This is a genomic window from Thermosphaera sp., assembly GCF_059755995.1.
On sequence record NZ_DBOUKL010000002.1, the window covers coordinates 1 to 17,029 of the forward strand.

18 protein-coding genes, 2 tRNA genes and 1 pseudogene are annotated in these 17,029 nt (G+C 50.1%); 13 read left to right on the top strand and 8 right to left on the bottom strand.

Features of this window, described 5'->3' with window-relative positions; translation table 11 throughout:
* Positions 1-97: 97 nt before the first annotated feature.
* A tRNA-Val gene (locus AC3OH0_RS00020) sits at positions 98-186 on the bottom strand.
* Between the two features lie 415 nt (positions 187-601).
* Here AC3OH0_RS00020 and AC3OH0_RS00025 point away from each other — a divergent pair.
* Genes AC3OH0_RS00025 through AC3OH0_RS00035 form a run of 3 tightly spaced genes read left to right on the top strand, consistent with a single transcriptional unit; the run spans position 602 to position 1,590 of the window.
* Positions 602-919, top strand: coding sequence for a hypothetical protein (locus tag AC3OH0_RS00025; RefSeq protein ID WP_498344304.1), 318 nt, complete (start codon positions 602-604; stop codon positions 917-919).
* Complete coding sequence (locus tag AC3OH0_RS00030; RefSeq protein ID WP_193436702.1) at positions 916-1,335, top strand: hypothetical protein; 420 nt, start codon at positions 916-918, stop codon at positions 1,333-1,335. The genes AC3OH0_RS00025 and AC3OH0_RS00030 overlap by 4 nt, the downstream gene beginning before the upstream one ends.
* A gap of 45 nt (positions 1,336-1,380) precedes the next feature.
* Complete coding sequence (locus AC3OH0_RS00035) at positions 1,381-1,590, top strand: DUF3096 domain-containing protein (RefSeq protein WP_193436896.1); 210 nt, start codon at positions 1,381-1,383, stop codon at positions 1,588-1,590.
* Between the two features lie 80 nt (positions 1,591-1,670).
* On the opposite strand, the gene AC3OH0_RS00040 is transcribed toward AC3OH0_RS00035, so the two are convergent.
* The 4 genes from AC3OH0_RS00040 to AC3OH0_RS00055 all read right to left on the bottom strand — a co-directional run bounded on the left by AC3OH0_RS00040 (position 1,671) and on the right by AC3OH0_RS00055 (position 3,533).
* A complete protein-coding gene (locus AC3OH0_RS00040) occupies positions 1,671-1,958 on the bottom strand; it encodes a winged helix-turn-helix domain-containing protein (protein ID WP_193436701.1) in 288 nt (95 codons plus the stop codon).
* 25 nt (positions 1,959-1,983) lie between these two features.
* Positions 1,984-2,628 (bottom strand): bactofilin family protein, encoded by a 645-nt coding sequence (locus AC3OH0_RS00045; RefSeq protein WP_193436700.1) that lies wholly within the window; start codon positions 2,626-2,628, stop codon positions 1,984-1,986.
* 119 nt (positions 2,629-2,747) lie between these two features.
* Entirely contained in the window at positions 2,748-2,924 is a 177-nt protein-coding gene (locus tag AC3OH0_RS00050; RefSeq protein ID WP_193436699.1) for a 50S ribosomal protein L40e, read from the bottom strand.
* 51 nt (positions 2,925-2,975) lie between these two features.
* Positions 2,976-3,533, bottom strand: a complete 558-nt coding sequence (locus tag AC3OH0_RS00055; protein ID WP_498344305.1) for a nucleotidyltransferase — start codon at positions 3,531-3,533, stop codon at positions 2,976-2,978.
* A 119-nt stretch (positions 3,534-3,652) separates the two neighbouring features.
* On the opposite strand from AC3OH0_RS00055, the gene AC3OH0_RS00060 reads away from it, so the two are divergent.
* Positions 3,653-4,240, top strand: coding sequence for an endonuclease V (locus AC3OH0_RS00060; protein ID WP_498344306.1), 588 nt, complete (start codon positions 3,653-3,655; stop codon positions 4,238-4,240).
* A 14-nt stretch (positions 4,241-4,254) separates the two neighbouring features.
* Positions 4,255-4,330 (top strand) — tRNA-Arg (locus AC3OH0_RS00065).
* 157 nt (positions 4,331-4,487) lie between these two features.
* On the opposite strand, the pseudogene AC3OH0_RS00070 reads toward AC3OH0_RS00065, so the two are convergent.
* From AC3OH0_RS00070 to AC3OH0_RS00080, 3 genes and pseudogenes are all read right to left on the bottom strand, one after another.
* A pseudogene (locus AC3OH0_RS00070) lies at positions 4,488-5,245 on the bottom strand (TspO-related membrane protein).
* 147 nt (positions 5,246-5,392) lie between these two features.
* Positions 5,393-5,542: a hypothetical protein gene (locus AC3OH0_RS00075; RefSeq protein ID WP_193436695.1), complete on the bottom strand. Its 150-nt coding sequence runs from the start codon at positions 5,540-5,542 to the stop codon at positions 5,393-5,395.
* A gap of 55 nt (positions 5,543-5,597) precedes the next feature.
* Positions 5,598-8,780 (bottom strand): cellobiose phosphorylase, encoded by a 3,183-nt coding sequence (locus tag AC3OH0_RS00080; protein ID WP_498344307.1) that lies wholly within the window; start codon positions 8,778-8,780, stop codon positions 5,598-5,600.
* A 159-nt stretch (positions 8,781-8,939) separates the two neighbouring features.
* Between AC3OH0_RS00080 and AC3OH0_RS00085 the strand changes: the two genes are divergently transcribed.
* From AC3OH0_RS00085 to AC3OH0_RS00120, 8 genes are all read left to right on the top strand, one after another.
* A complete protein-coding gene (locus AC3OH0_RS00085) occupies positions 8,940-10,601 on the top strand; it encodes an archaeosortase/exosortase family protein (protein WP_498344308.1) in 1,662 nt (553 codons plus the stop codon).
* The gene (locus AC3OH0_RS00090) at positions 10,601-11,560 is read left to right on the top strand and encodes an AAA family ATPase (protein WP_498344309.1); all 960 of its coding nucleotides are present in this window, start codon (positions 10,601-10,603) and stop codon (positions 11,558-11,560) included. Before AC3OH0_RS00085 ends, AC3OH0_RS00090 begins: the two co-directional genes overlap by 1 nt.
* Positions 11,541-12,233 (top strand): hypothetical protein, encoded by a 693-nt coding sequence (locus AC3OH0_RS00095; RefSeq protein ID WP_193436693.1) that lies wholly within the window; start codon positions 11,541-11,543, stop codon positions 12,231-12,233. Before AC3OH0_RS00090 ends, AC3OH0_RS00095 begins: the two co-directional genes overlap by 20 nt.
* Positions 12,230-12,925: a hypothetical protein gene (locus AC3OH0_RS00100; RefSeq protein ID WP_193436692.1), complete on the top strand. Its 696-nt coding sequence runs from the start codon at positions 12,230-12,232 to the stop codon at positions 12,923-12,925. Before AC3OH0_RS00095 ends, AC3OH0_RS00100 begins: the two co-directional genes overlap by 4 nt.
* Complete coding sequence (locus AC3OH0_RS00105; RefSeq protein WP_193436691.1) at positions 12,915-13,166, top strand: hypothetical protein; 252 nt, start codon at positions 12,915-12,917, stop codon at positions 13,164-13,166. Before AC3OH0_RS00100 ends, AC3OH0_RS00105 begins: the two co-directional genes overlap by 11 nt.
* A complete protein-coding gene (locus AC3OH0_RS00110; RefSeq protein WP_498344310.1) occupies positions 13,163-14,941 on the top strand; it encodes a hypothetical protein in 1,779 nt (592 codons plus the stop codon). The genes AC3OH0_RS00105 and AC3OH0_RS00110 overlap by 4 nt, the downstream gene beginning before the upstream one ends.
* Positions 14,925-15,788 (top strand): hypothetical protein, encoded by an 864-nt coding sequence (locus tag AC3OH0_RS00115; RefSeq protein WP_498344311.1) that lies wholly within the window; start codon positions 14,925-14,927, stop codon positions 15,786-15,788. Before AC3OH0_RS00110 ends, AC3OH0_RS00115 begins: the two co-directional genes overlap by 17 nt.
* A partial coding sequence (locus AC3OH0_RS00120; protein ID WP_498344312.1) for a DUF58 domain-containing protein occupies positions 15,760-17,029 on the top strand: 1,270 nt, incomplete at its 3' end. The genes AC3OH0_RS00115 and AC3OH0_RS00120, both read left to right, overlap by 29 nt.

Here is a 17,029-nt window from a genome sequence, read left to right on the forward strand (position 1 = left end):
GTTCAATTCCCCCCCGCGGGATCCATTAAAAAGCTTTCTCACATACTATCCAAATCGATCTTTGCTCATTGAAAACCCTGAGCTCAAGGACTTGGAATGGGCCCGCGGGGACTTGAACCCCGGGCCTCCGCCTCTCCCAGGATGGCTTGTAAGGGCGGCGTCCTAACCAGGCTAGACGACGGGCCCTTTAAACAAGTATTACTTTTCACCGGGAATTAAAAATTTTCCACCATGTTTAAAAACCCCTCCCCTCATACTGGTGGTTTGAGAGTGGTATTTTGAAGCCTGAAACTCAGAGCATTATTCTATTCCTTTTAGGGATACTCCTTATCGGTCTAGGGGTTGCGCTGGCTCTCGTTCAGCTCTACACCTACGTGCCTAGAATTGTCTAAGGAGGGCCCGAGGAGGCTTTATCAGGAATCCTGTACGAGCTTCTGGGCCTGGTTGCTAAGTTAGGATTCATAGGATTGGTGATCTACGGGGGCTCTGTCTTGCTGAGAAATGGGGTTCACATGCTCCTGGAGCTACGTAGAATTGAGAAAGGTGTTCCGCAACGTTCGGAGTCTTCAAAGCAGGGTTAATAATCCTATTGTTTTTCACCTTGATCGTCTTGATGTCTCCGCTCGCGATTTTCGTCACCGATATTTCAGCCTCAAACGGGGAGATAATCGGGTTGGAGCCTATTAGAGATGGTGAGTACTGCGGTGTAAGAGTCTCCTACGAGGGGAACGTTAAGCTGGTTGGATTCACATTGTGGATGGGTCAGTCGGAAGTAGTGATTGGAGACCTGGAGAAGGGTTCTGTGCGGGAACGCCCCGTGGACTGCGACGTGATGAGCGAGCCAATCAGGATCTCTTTCACCGTAGCGGGGCTGTACCCTTTTGAGATAAGATTAAACACTACAGGTGGGCAGCCATGAGTGATTCTTTGAAAGACACTGCGATGAGGGTTTCGAAAGAGCTAGCGTACGGGGCTGTTCAATACGTGTTATACCTAGTGTTAATCCCTATGTTGATGAGTAACTTTGGACTACCCGTAGGCCTAGGGCCCTCCTGGCTGGCAGTATATTTCGCCATCGTGATCGCTCTCTCAGCCATAAATGCGGTAGTAGCTTCAAGCCCTGTCTCAATCGGGTTCAAAATACTTAGAAGCTTAGTGATAATCTACGTGTTCCTCGTAGCTACTAACTACGGTGTTGCCGAGATCTCAATGGATAATGTGATTGTGAGTGCTAACTTTTCAATTATTATATATACTTTAGCATCATTCCTTGCCATATACTCGGCAATATCCTCGCTGGACGAGATGCTGGGGATTATCGAAAAATTTAAATAGAAAAGTAAAGATTTATATATAACCAATGTGGAGAGGTTGGTGGAGATGGCTGAGAAAACTGTAGACGAATTGTTGAAAAAATATTTCAAGATAAGCGCGCCGAGAATTATCATAGGTATACTGATGCTTCTCTTCGGCATAGTCATATGGATATGGCCCGACCTCGTAGCTTTACTAATAGCGATATATTTGATAATAAACGGGGTACTAGTTCTGATCGATGAATTGTTGAAGGGCAGAGTCTTCAAATCTTAGAAAGAATCAATCCATTTTTCCCCAATCTTCTCCACCTAAAAACGTGTAGCAATTTACGTTAAAAATTCGAAGCTTTTTTCCTACCTTCCACCCGGCTTCGGGAACAGGAGTATCTCGTGAACCTTCACATATAATCCAAGGTAGACATATCCTCTCTCGCAAATTCGGTATCGCTTGACCCGTTCATCAGGTTCTCGACGTATAAGCCCGTTCGCCTCTAATAGCTTTAAGATCCTGTTGCATCTGTCCACTGGCAGGTTAGCGCTCAAGCATAGGGCTGTCTTACACATCTCACCATTCCTGCTTAAAACGGTTAAAATATCGTATACGATGTCGTGAACACACCTGTTTCTCCTCGTGATGGCCAAAAAGCCTCCACTCTTCCCCGCTTGTTTAAACGTTGCAATCCAAGGCGATGCTCAGCTTATCGGTTTTTCTCAACTCCCCTACCCGGGATTTATCGCTCAGCTCGGCTTTCACAACATACACTAGCACTCCAACCGTGGCCGAATCCTCTACAACAGCCTCCTCAGCTTCCAAGTAATCCACCTCTGCACCTCTGCCAATCCTCACCTGCTTGCCCACCACTCTGTCAACCGAAGCGTTTCTCGCAACCACCACGTTGCAGCCTACCATTAAGCCGTGAACCTCGGATTTCCTGCCAACCTCTACCTCTCGACCCTTGAAGCTACCGCCTCTCGCCATCCCATATATCTCAAGCCGATTTGCGCGAGCCTCGCCGGCTTTCAAAGAGCCTGAAACGCTTAGGTTTTCAGCCTCAACCTTTTCAGAAACACTTAATGATCCTGAAACCTCTATTTTACCTGCCTCGACGTTTTTCTCAACAGTTAGGGAGCCTGAAACCGTGATTCTACCCGACCTCAGCACGCCCGTGATCCTCGCCGACCCGCTTACTTCGAGGACATCTGTTTCAAGATCCCCCTCAACACTCAGGCTTCCAGCGATTGAGAGAGTCCCAAGCTTGACAGGTCCTTTAAGCTTAACACTCCCTCCTACGGATAAGTCTCCAATACCCATTCAACACACCTGTTTAACGAGTCTGCTGTTTGAAATAAATATTCTTGACTCACAATTTGTGAGTTAGGTCGTGGGGGTAAGATTTTTCAAGAAAGAGAGTTAGGGACCGCCTAAATAATTTAGCCTGCTTTAGTTGCTGTTCTAACAGCCTTCTTCGGCCTCAGCGTGCCCTTGGATTTGCATCTCCTGCACTTTGTAGCCCCGGGAGGGTTTAAAGCACCGCATCTCCTGCAGACCATTTTGTTCAAGACTCTTGCCTGCACTATTTTCAGCAACTCCGGGTCGTTAATCGGCATTAGCAACCACCCTTATCCTTTGAATTAGAACACGTGTTTAAAAATATTGGGTTACACCGTTAAACCTATGCTTCTAAGCCTCTCCCTGATCGTCTTCTCCTCGTAGCCTGGGAAGTAGCTTATTGCCTCCTCCACAACCTTCTTGTTGAAGCCTGCTCTCTCAACCTGTTTAAGCCATCGCTTCAGCTTGTCAAGGTCAACCCCCTGCCTAGCCTTTAAAACAAAATAGTGCTCCGGCCTCAAAGCCCTGGCTCTCACACTGCCCACGGTTAATGTGACAGACAGGTTTAGCAATTCCTCTGGTATTTCAAGATCCATGAAATTCTCATAGAACTCAACCTCCACGGTCTCCCCGTTCACAGCGCATATCAGCTTAGGGGTGCCGAGCTCGGTTGAAGCAACCTCCCATCCGTTCGCCTCCGCGAGGGAGGAGTAGAACTCCTGCTCCCCTAAGGGGCTGGGGGCTAAGACGAACAAGTCTACATCCCCCTCAAGCGTTTTAAAGCCGAGGTGTAGCTGGACAACCGTGTCCCCGATCAACACGTAGTCGACACCGCTCTCGCTGAGCCGTGAGAGCACGCTGGCAAGACTGTCAACGCTGAAACCCATTAGACCATCCCCCTAGCTGTAAATATAAATCGGATTAGGCAAATATTAAATAAGCCTGGTGTGAAAGCCTGTTCAACTATGAAAGAGCTGTCCACGCCCAGAAGGTTCTGGGGGAAAGAGTGCTGAAACAGGTAAGCCGGTTTCCCAAACTAGAGTTCTCAAGGGTTAGGCTTGTAGCAGGACTCGACTCCTCCTTCATCAACAGTATTCAAGTCGCCGCGGCAGTCGTGTACGATGTCCGTGAAGACATCGTTGTCGAAGAAAAGGTAGTCCGCAGGGAGGCGGCAATCCCTTATGTTCCAGGGCTCCTAGCGTTCAGGGAGCTCCCGGGCTACTTGAAAACCCTATCCCTCCTTAAAGTGAAGCCGGATGTGCTACTGGTGGATGGCCACGGGTTAACCCATCCGCGAGCCTTCGGAATAGCCACACACCTCGGGCTCGTGGCCAAGACCCCGTCGATAGGGGTTGCGAAGAAGCCTCTCCACGGAGTAGTTGACGGAGAAGGCTACATAATAGCCCACGGGCTTAGGCTCGGGAAAGTAATTCATCACGGCGGACGCCGCCTGTACGTGAGCATCGGGTACGGGTTAAGCCTTGAATCAGCCGTGGAAATAGTTGGGAAACTGTTGAGGGAGGGAAGCCACTTACCAATACCCCTCTACTACGCCGACAGGCTTTCAAGAAAATATAAGAAAGAAAACCCGTAGGTAAGACTTTGAAAGGGCCCGTTGCCTAGCCAGGAGTAGGGCGCCGGCCTTCGGAGCCGGAGGACCCGGGTTCAAATCCCGGCGGGCCCGCATCCACCGGGAAATTGAGATTATTCAATGTTTTACAGTTATCCACGTTTTCTCACCTCCCCCGCTAACCCGGTTTCTTCGTGCCAGCCATGGCCAGTGTTAGGGGAAATACTCCTGGCTCACAATGGGTGATGCTTGCTGTGAATTATGGTTGCTCTTAACGTCTCAGCTTTGCATGAAGGATTTTGGCAACCAAGGTTGCAGCCACCATTGCAGCGCTTACCACTGCCGCAGCTACGATGCTTTGATTCTTGCTTTGATTAACCGCAATGCCAAGTAAAGCCCACACGACTACTAAGCCGAATGCTATGTCTTTCCTGGTCAATGCAACCAGCTCCGTGATCAACAGAGCAATTATTATGATTGTAACAGCCCATGCCTCAGGGCTTATCCCGAAACCGTCCCAGTTGATTGAAACCAGTGTAACAGCCACGTTTGCTATGGTAGCAATGGTAATCCATCCAAGATAGATGCTGAAAGGCACGTGAAATCCTATTTTAATCCGTGCTGGGAGCTCAGATGTTGCAACGCCTAGTCTGAGGTAAATAGCTATTAAACTAGCTAGGAGCAGGAACATGACGGCAACGGATGGAACAAGGTACTCAAACTGCCAGAGGAATAGCCAGGCTGTGTTCAATGCGCAGCTAGCTGCGAACAGGTAGCCTATTCTCTCCCTTAACTCCTCTGCTTGACGGTTTGAAAGTGCTTGAGAATAAACAAATATTTCGAGCAGTACATAGATAACCCCCAATATGGCGAAGACATACCCGCCGGGGTCACCAAGGTCGGATACGCGTCGGAGACTTGAGCAGTAGTCTTACCGCCAATAATTGTCGTGCTACCAGCCAGGAAGTTAACAATGACCACGACCGTGAAAGCTACAATGTTCAACAATTTCAAAATGTTTGAAGCCATCTATAACACCAAATATGTCTTCCACCACATATTTAACCTTGAGCACAAAACCCTTGTACCTAGTTGTAGTATCTAAAACAACCTCGGGCTATTCTTCTTTAAGAATGGTTGTAGCAACCGTTCTATAACATCTTCAATCTTCCTGGGCTACGTTATCATGTCTAGCGAGAACGCGCAAACCTTTACTCTAACATTATCAATGCTTCTGGATGGATTATTCAAGTGATTCCCTAATTCATCCTCTTTCTTATTGTAATCCTTCCAGTACTCGTGATCAAACAGGTTTGTTTTTGACAATAAGTACGACTCAAAGATTATTTGTTTTAAGTTTTTACTCCAAGCGGGAGGGAATCTAGCTGTCCGGCAGGTATACATCTATGGCCGTAACTTCCCCGTTCCTGATTTTCAATGCAAGGTTTCCTCTTACTTTGCACCCTGGTATCTCAACTCTCTCACCGTTCTCCAAATGTAGTGTTATTCTTGCTTTCTCGAGGTCAAGCCTCCACGTATCCGCTCTGCGCGGGTTGTGGTAGGTTACTCGGCACTTGCCGAAGAGGGTGAACCCTGCGTTCCCCTCTTCGTCGAAGAGCCACCCCGGTAGAGCCGGCTTAAATTCTAGCACTAGCTCCCCGTTCTCCATTGTGAGCAGTTTGCCACCAATAAACATGTTCTTCCATATGCTGAGGAACTCTGCGTTAGCCCCTGTCAGCCTTGCCACAAAGCCGGCTCCATGAAGGGATTCATCAGGATAGGCGCTGCTGACAATGAAGGATGAGTTTTCAAGCGGGCTCCTCCCGTAGACGCCCGGGTCTAGGAATGCGACCACGACGTTTCTGAAGTCCTGGTAGAACTCGTCGTAAAGCCCATTCCTGATGAGCTCGAGCATGTACTTGTACTCCATGTGAAGCCATATAGACTCGTTCTCCAACCATCCAGGCGGGAACGCCCTAGCCCTCCCGATCTCCATTGGCTGGTCTCTAAGCGGGGCGTTAACCTTGTACATTCCCAGCTTCCTATCATATAGTTCGCTCTCCCTGACCTTCCCGTAGATCTCCTTGAGAGCATCTTTGTCTTTTACAATCCTGAACTGCTTGACCACGCCCTCGAGGAAGAGAGGCATCCTCTTCTTTTCAAACTTGGTGATCCTGACCTCCCCGTCCACCCCCACCTCATACTCCACAGGCTCGTAGTAGTAATACATTGGGAGCAGCCCATCATTCTCATCCATGGCTTGCTTAACACCGGTCCACAGCTTGTCTCTCAGCTTCTTCAACCCGTCAACCAGTTCCCCGGCTTTAACAGCTAATTCCTTACCTTCAAAGCCCAGCCTGGTCTTCTCCCTATACTCCTCTCTGAGCTTGGAGAGATTGTCCCACAGCCAGTGATCCCTTCCCCCACCGCTCATCTTACCGTATTCTTCAAGCAGTTCAAGCTCCTTCCGGTACAGCTCCCACACTTCGACAGGAATTCCCAGCTCCTCGCCAGGGTATTCCTGGAAGGACTCGGTCAGGAAGTCCAATAGCCTAACCAGCTCTGCCGCCTCCCCAACCGATGAGCCGAACAGCCCCGGCAAGCCGTTCAAAGCATCATACCAGCCCGGCTTGCCGGCTTCCATTTCTATTCCAACACCGGCTGGGTCAAGGGTTGCGAACTTTACCAGCGCTAGGTTTAAGAGCTTCACAGCAAGCGTTGTCCTATATATCTCACCCCTCCCTCTCTGAGCCCTCATCAAGTGCTTGAACTCCCATCTCGACTCTATCAACGACTTCTTCTCAGGGTCTTCGGCAAGCGAGCCGTACTGCCTGATCCTACCTCCCTGAACAACGTATCTCTTGCTCCTGGGGAGCACCACCATTGTGTTGTCGTAGTACGTGTAGCTACGGTCTCTGAAAAGGAGGTCTCTCTTCCTCTCGGGGTACACCCCCAGGTAGCTCTCTATCAGGTCCAAGTTGTAGGTCCAGTGATCCACCCAGAAGCCCTCGCCGTGGACAGCGTCTACTTCCTCCTCGCAGTGCTTGATAAGCCTCCTGAGGAACTCGTCATCAGGAACTTTAAGCCTTATCCCCTTCTCCTCTATAAACATTGAGAGCTTACCGGGCGTGAAGGGCTCCCTCAGGAACTCCGCTAGTAGCTCTGGCTTATCCACCAGGTCTTCGAGCATCTTTACATCAATGTTTTTCAAACGGTATTTCACACCATTTATCACCAGGGGATTGTAGCCGTCAGTCTGCAACAGGTTTACGAAGAACTTCACATCGTAGTCTCGTATCTCAGGGTGGAGGAAGACGTATTCACGTCTGTTCTGGTTAACATCCCTGTAGTTAGCGTTCCCTGTTGAATAGTACTCAGGAGTCATGACGAAGTAGTTGTAATCCCTCTCCTGATCCCCATGCTTCCTAAGGTAGAGATAGTAGACGAGGGGCTTCTCCTCATCGAGCACGAGAGGGTAGCCTCCTCTCAGGACATTGTCCAGGTAGCATTGCTTAACATACTCGTCGAAAAGCTTTGAAGAAGTCTTCGTGGAGACATCCTTCACTATCTCCTCTAACACTGCATTTGCCTCGGCACGCTTCCCCTCAAGATATTCTTGATTCGTGAACCTCCCAACATACTCCTCAAGCACCGCCATGCTCGGAGCATAGCCTATTACAGTGTAAAGCTTGACCACCCCGCCTGGCTCAAGCCTTGTCTCAACAGGTGAGAAGGCTGAGGGCGGCTTGTTGAAAGTCACCTGTCTTCCGCCGGCCAACTCCCTCAGGGGTTTAGCAATGAAGTTTACAGGTTTAAACAGGGAGGTGTCGCTGCCGAAGACCAGGTCAGGGTCGACTATGGGCTTCAGCAACACGCTCCTCCCATCCAGGACGGCGGTGGAAACGTAGAAGTTGCCCTGGGTTAACTCCTCAACCCTGGGGACATCCTCCGTTGAAGACCTCAGCTTGAAGAATGGAACCCCCTTATCGAGGTTGTAGACCTCTATCCAAGCTTTAATCGTTGTAAGCATGTGTTTTAAAACCCAGTCGTTCACGCCGTAGGGTACTATGAAGGGCATGCCGTCAAGTATTTCAACCCGTCTAGCGTTTGCGGAGAGGTTCTCAACGATCACTCTTCTCACTAGCGCTGGAATCCTCTCCAGTGGGATTGTATAGTATAGGATGTTGATCTTAAGGCCTAGCTTCTCGTTAACCTCCTCTACTTCCAGCTCGCCCCTTCCTATGTACATTCTCTGCGTGATTCCCTCGCCAGGCATGGTGAAAGGCTCGTGGAAAACCCCCTCGTCAGGTAGCTTTACAAAGGTTCTGAAGCCATGGGTCCATACTTTTTGGTACGCTCTAACAGCGGAGTCGAACTCCATTATCGGGTGATCCTTATCCTGGAAGCCGAAGGAGCTCACGCATTGCGCCCTGTTAACGTAGAACACCCAGAGGGGAATGCCCTTCTGCCCTGCTATGCCCGGCAGGAAGCTTGCGAACGGCCTGGATACATTGTAGTTCTCTATGTAAAACCTGCCTCTCTCGTCGAATCCGTGCTTCCCCACACGCCACGACCTATAAATAGGGGATCACAAGGGTCTGTTAAAAATGAGGACAGTTTAAATTTTTCAACCTCTTCGAATAAGGAGTAACCCGGTTTCGAAAAATATATGTGATTTTAAAAGTGTACCTTATTAGTTAGAATTTTGGGCACGGTGTAAGGAGTGGGGCTCGAGACCATATACAGGGACTACACGTACAAGTTGACAATAGGGTTTACATTCATCTCTCTCCTGCTCGGGTTAACGATTCAGACTGTTTACAGAGACCTTTTCTCCTCCCTCGTAAAGTTAGCCTTGACTGAGGAGTATAGTTACATCCTCGTCGCGCTTTTCTCCACGCTTTTCGTGATATACCTCTCACTGAGGTACACCGGGTTCTCCTACGGTTTAAGAGTTAGCAAGATACTTGCATCAATTTTACTAGCCCTACTTTCCCTGTCGATTTACCAATTCTCAATCATCGATCTAGAATACAGGGTTCAGTTACAAGCCTTAAGCTTCTCACTCTTCTTCATAGCTCTCGTAACCCTGGTGTATGAGCCGAACACTCCCGGAGAGCTAATTCCGCTTTTCACACCTCTCCTCCTAACTCCTCTGCCGGCCAGCTTTCTCGACTCAGTAACTCCTGTCCTATCCAGGTATGTTGGGAGGCTGGTGGGCTTTATCGCAGGGGTTAGAGTGGTTGAGGCCCCGGGTTTCACCCAGCTAGAGGTGGTTACGTCAACAGGGGAGACAGCGATCCTGAGCGTTGAGGCTGCGTGCACCGGGATTGTAACCGTGAGCTCGCTGATCGCTATAGCACCTTTAATCATCTACATGTTAACATTCGGTGTTGACAAGCCTCTTAGAAAAGCTGGCATTTCAATAGCTGCTGTAGCCGCTTCCCTCTTCATAGGGATACTGGGGAATATCATAAGGGTTTTAACAGTGGTTTACATGGCTAAATGGTTCGGGGTGGAGCAAGCCTACGACTTCTTCCACTACTCCCCATCCCTGATCTACTCCGCAATCTCCACAGTAATAGCTTTCAGGATTGTTGAAAAACACGCACGGTTTAGAAAAACATTCTCGAGAATTCTGGTTAAACAGGTTGGAGAGAGAGTTACGTGGAGCTATGTTCTAGGAGTCTTCGCCGTGTCAATAATATTCACCAGCATCTTCACCGCGGCGGCTGTACACGCTACGGGAACACCTCCGGGTCAATCAGTTGGTATCCGCCCAGGAAGCGTGGAGGAGATTGTTGAAAACCCTGAGAAGTATCTTTCAACAGGAAGCATCGCTTTCACCAGTAAGCAGTATGATTCCTTCCTGACAAGAGTGCTCGGCGCTCTCGCAGTGTACAGGGTGGGTATTAGAGCTTTCAACGAGTACTACACTGGATATGTTGAGGTCGTGGACACCCCTGCTAGACTACATACCTGGCAGCTATGCCTCACACTCCAAGGGTACAACATCCTAGCATCCTGGGCTGAAGAAGTAAACAATACGAGGGTGGTTTTCATATCACTGGAGAAGCAGGGATGGAGAGGGGTTCTAGCCTACACCCTGCTACCCATCCCTGCAGGAATCGGCAACGCTGAAACCACTGTTTACATCAGGGTATCAGCAATGAAGAGCGGGGAACCAGGTAGCCTGGCCTCCCGGTTAACCGTATTGTTAAGTGAGCTGTCCTCAAACACCATACCGTACTCCAACCGGTTTGTTGGACCAGACCTCATCACCATATCCTCTGCCGGCACGTATTTAATACTAGTAATCCTCATAGCCTATATATCAGCAGTGCTTCTCATAGGTAGGATGCGTAGAACGCGTGGTGAAGTTTGATGAGCGAGGCGGTGAGAATGGGGTTCGACGAGGTAAGCCGGGAGATAGGCGACTTACTCTCCGAGATCTCAAGGGTGTACGTGGGGAAGAAGGAGCTCGTGGAGCTATCGATAGGGGCTCTATTGTCAGGCGGGCACTTGCTAATAGAGGGCTACCCTGGAACAGGTAAGACGCTCCTAGCCAAAGCCCTTGCAAAAGCCATCGGGGGAACGTACAACCGTATACAGGGACACCCAGACGTGCTACCCAGCGATATCCTAGGGTTCCACATATACAGGATCACAGGGGAGAGAATACTTGTAAAGGGCCCCATATTTACCAACATCCTTATGTTCGACGAGCTCAACAGAACTCCCACCCGGTCCCAGGCCGCACTCCTGGAGGCAATGCAGGAGTACCAGGTTACTATAGAGGGTGTCACCCTTCCACTTGAAAGACCTTTCACCGTCATAGCCACCCAGGTTCCCGAGAAAATCTCGAGCGGTGCTTTTAAAGTGTTGGAAACCCTTCTCGACAGGTTCACGCTGTCTGCACCCAGCTATTACAACCCGCCTGAGGAGGAGCTGGAAGTATTGAGAAGGTCGGATTACATAGTTACCCTTCCCATAGAGCAGGTGACAACTCCTAAACGGGTTTTAGAGGTGTCGAGAAGGCTTCACGAACTAGTCCACGCGAGCGATGAAATCCTTGACTACGTGGTGAGGCTTGTCAACTACGTGAGAAACCATAAAGCCGTTTTGTACGGTCCATCACACCGTGCAACAATAAACCTGCTCAACGTGAGCAGGGTGATGGCGCTTATCGATAAGAGAGATTATGTCATCCCCGACGATGTCAAGAAAGCTTTCATCCCGGTGGTAGCGCACAGGTTCAAGCTTGGCGAGGAGTTCGAGCTGGAAGGGTTGACAACCCAGGCTGTAGCGGAAGAGGCTTTGAAAAATGTCCCAGTCCCCAAGTAGGCTTGTCGACCTGGACGTAGCCTTAATCTCTGCTATAGCATTAGCAAGCATTATCATTAAAGCCGGGGTTCTAAGCCAAGGCTATTTTGCAGGGCTTGCCTTATCAATTATTTTGATAAACCTCCTCTTCCTTGCCCGTATCCCCGCCGAGCTTAGCGATTTGCTAATTGTTTACTCAGGGATCCTCCTTGCTACGTGTCTATGCGAAGCACTCGTGGATTATTTCCCCGGCTTCAATGTTGAAATAGTGTTATCCACGGCTTACATTTTACTAATACTTCTTATTCTAAACCAGTTTCACGCTAAGGAGGGCTTCAGCCATGTTGCAACCCCACTTCTACCTGTAGGGGTTCTAGCAAGCATTATAGCAGGGGTATACTTGGGTGTCGATAAACCTCTTCTACTCATCGTTCTCGGGTTGATCGATGCTTTCTCAGCAATACCTGTCTTCGAGTCTAAGAAGCGGGTTGAGCTGAAGCTTGCGATCACCCTTCTAGCATTCCTCACGCTCTACTCCCAGCCATTCGTGAACATGGGGCTCCCCGCCCTACTAGTACTCCTCGGCCTCCACCTGGCTAGGAACGCTTACATTTTACTTGCGAAACACCGTGCCGCAGGGCTCATACTAGTGTTTGACCTGGCATTGAGACCCTTCGCGGTGGTGCTGGCATGACACAGCAATTGCTCGTGCTAGGGTTGAACATGCTTATAATAGCGGGGCTCTTAGCTGCCTACGGGCTTGCAACCGGCTATAACAATTTAGTCGGTGTAGCGGCTTCGCTGGGAGTGCTAGGGGGAGTGTTCATAGCGTACAGTAGGATACCGCGAGACCCTGCTGTCTCATCTCTCCTAAACTATTCGAAAATCCTGGTGGAAGGGGTTACGAGCACTATTGAAGACCTCGACCTGCTAGATGCCAGCTTGTGCATTGTTACAAAAGGGAGCGAGGTGCTCGCAGTCTACTCGAAGATACCGTGCCCTAGCAGGGTTGACCCGGGCCTCGGGTTCGCCGGTGGCTCACCCTACCTTGCAATACCCCTTGACATGCCTGTGTTGGAGTTGGTGGAGTCGTCCACGGGGGAGCTGGATACCATAGAGAAAGCTTTGCGAACCATCGTGATTGAGGAGCTAGGCATGGCTAGGGATGTAGGGGTTTCCGCAACCGGGAACATCTACAGGGTCTACGTTAGCGGGCTGGCTGATGCGTTGAAAGAGTATGTGAAGTACCCGGTTGACCCCTACTCGATCATTATTGCGTCAACGCTGGCCCGGGCTGCAATGATTAATTATCTAAGAGTTATTGAGAAAACTCAAACGCTTGATGGAGTATTGATCACGCTGGGTGTTGGGGAAGTTGCAGGATAGGGTTCTCGCATTCATCTTCATGTTCACAGTGCTCACGGCTGTTTCAACCCTCTCCCTGAGCCTTATCAGGGAGGAGCGGGTGGACTTCTACGCCTCGTTAAGCATCCTAGCCTACTATGTTTCCTACGCTCTAACCCGTCCTGCCACAGGGTACAGGCATGTCAGAGTCCTTAACATTGCGCTCCTAGCATTGTTCGCGCTCATCATAGCTTACAGGGTTTACGGGGTGCTTGCTGCGTGAGACTCGTTGCAACGGTCGCTGTAATACTGCTTGCAACCCTCATCCTGCAGACACTTCTTGTTGAAACCCTGAGTACTCCTCAACCCGTTACCGACTGCACCTACTTGTTAGCTGTTTTTAAGAAGGTTTTAACCGAGGCTCTGGACGGATCCCCCGTTGGAGAATACTATGCGAGAGTAATGCTTGAAACACGAGTAGAGCCTACTCTTTCAAGCCTGCACGAGAAAGTGTACAGGGCTTTCCTCAAGTACTACAGCCTGTTATCCGGCGAATACGAGGGATCTGAGGCTCTTAGAATCCTAGGAGAGGTTTACGAAGGAGTCGACTCTGTAACCCAATACCTGCAACGGCTCCACTCTTGCTCTCAGGATAGGGAGTCGGCTTACGCATTAAGAGCTAGTGCAGAGCTGATGCTGGAAGAGCTGAAGAGCAGGATATGGGAGCTTGAAGCAGTTATCTCGCAGAGAGACTCGCCTCTCACGATCACCACTAACCGGGACACTTATAGAGCAGGGGAGGACGTGCTAGTTACCGTAGCCGTGAAAAACTCGAGCTGCATGGTCAGCAACATATACTTGTCCACCGGGGTAGAGGTATTAGGTAACACTATTTTCCAGTGCAACTCCACCGAGTGCAACGCCTCAATCCCAACCCCGCCAGCCTACTTAGTAGAGAAGTATGTTGGGAGAGAAGGAGCAGTGAAGATCACGGTCATGGCTGAAGCAGTTTGCGGGGAAATGGTCTACAAGCCCTACAGAAGGATTACGGTGCTTTACTCCCGCCCGAGAATCGCGTTGGAGGCACCGTCAAAGATCACGAGAGGAGAATACTTAAACCTGACCATCTACTCTGAAACCTCTGTTGAAATACCGGGCATTGTGAGCGTTAGAAACCGGGCTGGGGAAACCCTTATTGGAAACATAACCATTGCACCAACCCCGCTGGTAATAGGCGTTAACACCTCAATGTACAACTTCACTCTCGGCGAGAACTTGATCAGACTCTGCGTTAACTCCACCGAGACAACGCTCTCCTACTGCATCGATAAGCCGGTATTCTACGAGCCTAGGCATCCCCGCCTTGAGATCATGGTTCCATCAATGATACTCACCACGTATGGAGAGATCCCAGTATTGATTCAGGGAGATCCGGGCAATGATCTCCTCGTTGAGGTTGAGTCAAAGGGATTGTTTACAAACAGGGTTTCCAGCATACTCAACATTAACTGTTCTCTACGTGTTCTCGGCAGCGTGCTCCCCCTTTCCCTCGCCGAAGTAGTGGTCTCCGTAAGGGATCCGAGCGGATACTACGATCCTTATAGTTACACGACTCGTGTAGTAGTCTTCAACACGTTGTCGTTGATCCTGACCCTCATCCTGGGCGTGTCATCCACTATCATCCTCCGAGACCGGGAAAAGGTTTTCTTCATCTTTCTGGAAAAGGGGTTGCGGGGAGGTGTGGAGAAAATGAGCAGAGGTATACGCGACCTAACACAGGATTTGCTGAAGCCCTATGTCACAGGCCTCGGCTCAGCGGTGGCTCTGATATACTATAAGTTGCTTAGACGTCTGACGCAACGGCTTCCCCTAGCATATGAAACTCTCCGAGAACACTACTCTCTCGTTGTTGAAAACGTAGTAGGTAACAGGAGAGTCAAGGAGTTAGCGTGGAAGCTGCTAATCCTGGCGGAGAAAGACATGTATTCAAAGGAGAAGCCAAACATAGAGGAGGCTAAAGAAGTGTACGAGAGTGTTCTAAGTGAGGAGGGAGCCTAGCCCTATACTAGCGTACAGCGTACTCCTAGGCCTGCTCACAGCTCTATCCCTGATAGCAGTGCTACCCACCAATCTCGACTACTACGTGCTGGACACGGGAGACCACGGCTACTCTACACTCTACCATGAGTCAAGCCTTACCCTGTACAGCCTGAAAGAGCTGGAGAAGCACCAGGCTGAATCAGCACTGCTCGTGGTAGGGAGGGATAGGCTACTGGATAAGGGCGAGCTGGACTACGTAATTAATTTTTCCGAGAAAGGAGGCTTGGCGATTGTTTTCGGAACCCCTGAGGTAATCCTCCAAGTACTGAAGACTCTAGGCCTGGACGCTGAGCTGGAGGGATACGTGTACGACCCGGTTTTCAATGCCGGAGACTCCCGCATCGTAGTAGCGTGGGACACACGCTTGAACACAACCCTGGTGATTGACACACCGTTTGCTTTAAGGCTTCCAAGCACTCCAGCTCTCGCTGTACATCCAATTGTATACACAAGCAACTTCTCATTTATCGATGAACACGGCGATGGCCTTTACACGGTGGGCGAGTACCTGGGCGAGGTTCCTGTAGGGTTTGAAATAGAGGTGGGAAGGGGGTTTATGCTAATAGTGTCGGCGAAAGGGGTTTTAACCAACCGCGTCCTCGAGTTCAACAGGGACTGGTTTTCAGCGGTAAGAGCGGGCAGGAGCATCCTTATAGATCAGTCATGGGTGAGGCCCAACCTACTCCTCTATATGAAATCTCTTCTTCACGGGCAGCACGGCATATCCCCCTTCTACCTGGCTTTCATCACTTTAATAGCCACGGTGGCGATCATATATGTTGCTAGGACAGTTTACGCGGAGTAAGGCTGTAAAGGGTTTCACGGCTGTCCTCCTCGTCTCAGCCCCGTTTATAGCCAGGCTGGGCGTGGAGGGTTTAACCCTGGATGCTCACTGGTATATTGCAGTACTACCAGTGTTCATCCTCATGGCTCTCAGCAGGGATTCAAGGCTTCTCTTCGCAGCAGCAACAGGTGCCAGCTTCCTATCATCCTTTAACGGGAACCCGGTAATCCTTATAGCCGCGTCCACCACAGCCTTCCTCGGGTTCCTCACCCTCTACGCAAAGGATCGTGGAAGTATAAGGAAAACCGTAGCAGTAACCCTGTTCTTCTACACACCAGTGCTCATTGTTAATCCATACTCACTGGTACCGCTGACAGCCGTGGTGGCTTGCTTCACCGCTTGCTTGTTGAGGGAGAGCGCTAGGGTGGGAAGGTCACGGGTAGAGGTTAAGCAGGCTGGGAAAACCGTGTATGCTGGTGGACAGGTTAATTACCATGTCTCCATAAAGTGCCCCGGCTTTTTCCAGTACAGAGTGCTCGCGGACGGGCGCGAGGTGGAAAGCGGGAGCGCTGTAAACCAGGCGGATCTGGAGCTAGCGATTAAAGCGTTGAAAGTAGGGGTTAACGAGACATTTGTTCAAGTAGTCGTGAGCGATGGTAAAGGGCTTGCAAGCACCGTGCACGGGCCGTTTGTTCTCCAGTACACCGTCATGGTTAAGGCAGTCCAGCTTCTAAGGGAGGCGGAGAGAATACTGAAGGAGTACGCTAGGTACATAGCGACTCCCAGAATACTCGTGGTGAGGCTGGAGAAGGGTGGGGGCGCAGGGGAATACGGGGCCGGTGAACACCTCGTGCCCGATGAATTAGGACACGGATCGCTGGGCAGGGGGCTTACCGGTGGAGGGGAAGGCCCCGGAACTGGTGGTGAAGATCTTGAGGAACAGGCTTCCCTGCCTGCTGGTTTAGACACGCTTTACTTGGGAACGATGCAACATGGGAATGAGGAAACGGAGCCTTCCTCAAAAGCTAGCATTATGGGTAAGCAACGCTTACGGAGCAGATTCCTCCTCGCGGCTAAGATGATGCGTGAAGTCGCGGAATACGTGTCCAAGATGCTTGCTCAATCCTATACAGGAGATTACGCAGGCGCCCGCGAATACAGCCCAGGTGACAATCCGTACCTGATTCACTGGAAGAAGAGTTTAAAGCTTGAGTTGGAGGAAAGCTTGTTCATCAAGTTGTTCACCAAAGAGGCCGAGGGGG

Coding starts and splice junctions, on each gene's coding strand:
- AC3OH0_RS00045 (WP_193436700.1), bottom strand. CDS start 2,628: ATGGGTATTGGAGACTTATCCGTAGGAGGGAGTGTTAAGCTTAAAGGA.
- AC3OH0_RS00055 (WP_498344305.1), bottom strand. CDS start 3,533: ATGGGTTTCAGCGTTGACAGTCTTGCCAGCGTGCTCTCACGGCTCAGC.
- AC3OH0_RS00050 (WP_193436699.1), bottom strand. CDS start 2,924: ATGCCGATTAACGACCCGGAGTTGCTGAAAATAGTGCAGGCAAGAGTC.
- AC3OH0_RS00090 (WP_498344309.1), top strand. CDS start 10,601: ATGAGCGAGGCGGTGAGAATGGGGTTCGACGAGGTAAGCCGGGAGATA.
- AC3OH0_RS00100 (WP_193436692.1), top strand. CDS start 12,230: ATGACACAGCAATTGCTCGTGCTAGGGTTGAACATGCTTATAATAGCG.
- AC3OH0_RS00035 (WP_193436896.1), top strand. CDS start 1,381: ATGGCTGAGAAAACTGTAGACGAATTGTTGAAAAAATATTTCAAGATA.
- AC3OH0_RS00030 (WP_193436702.1), top strand. CDS start 916: ATGAGTGATTCTTTGAAAGACACTGCGATGAGGGTTTCGAAAGAGCTA.
- AC3OH0_RS00095 (WP_193436693.1), top strand. CDS start 11,541: ATGTCCCAGTCCCCAAGTAGGCTTGTCGACCTGGACGTAGCCTTAATC.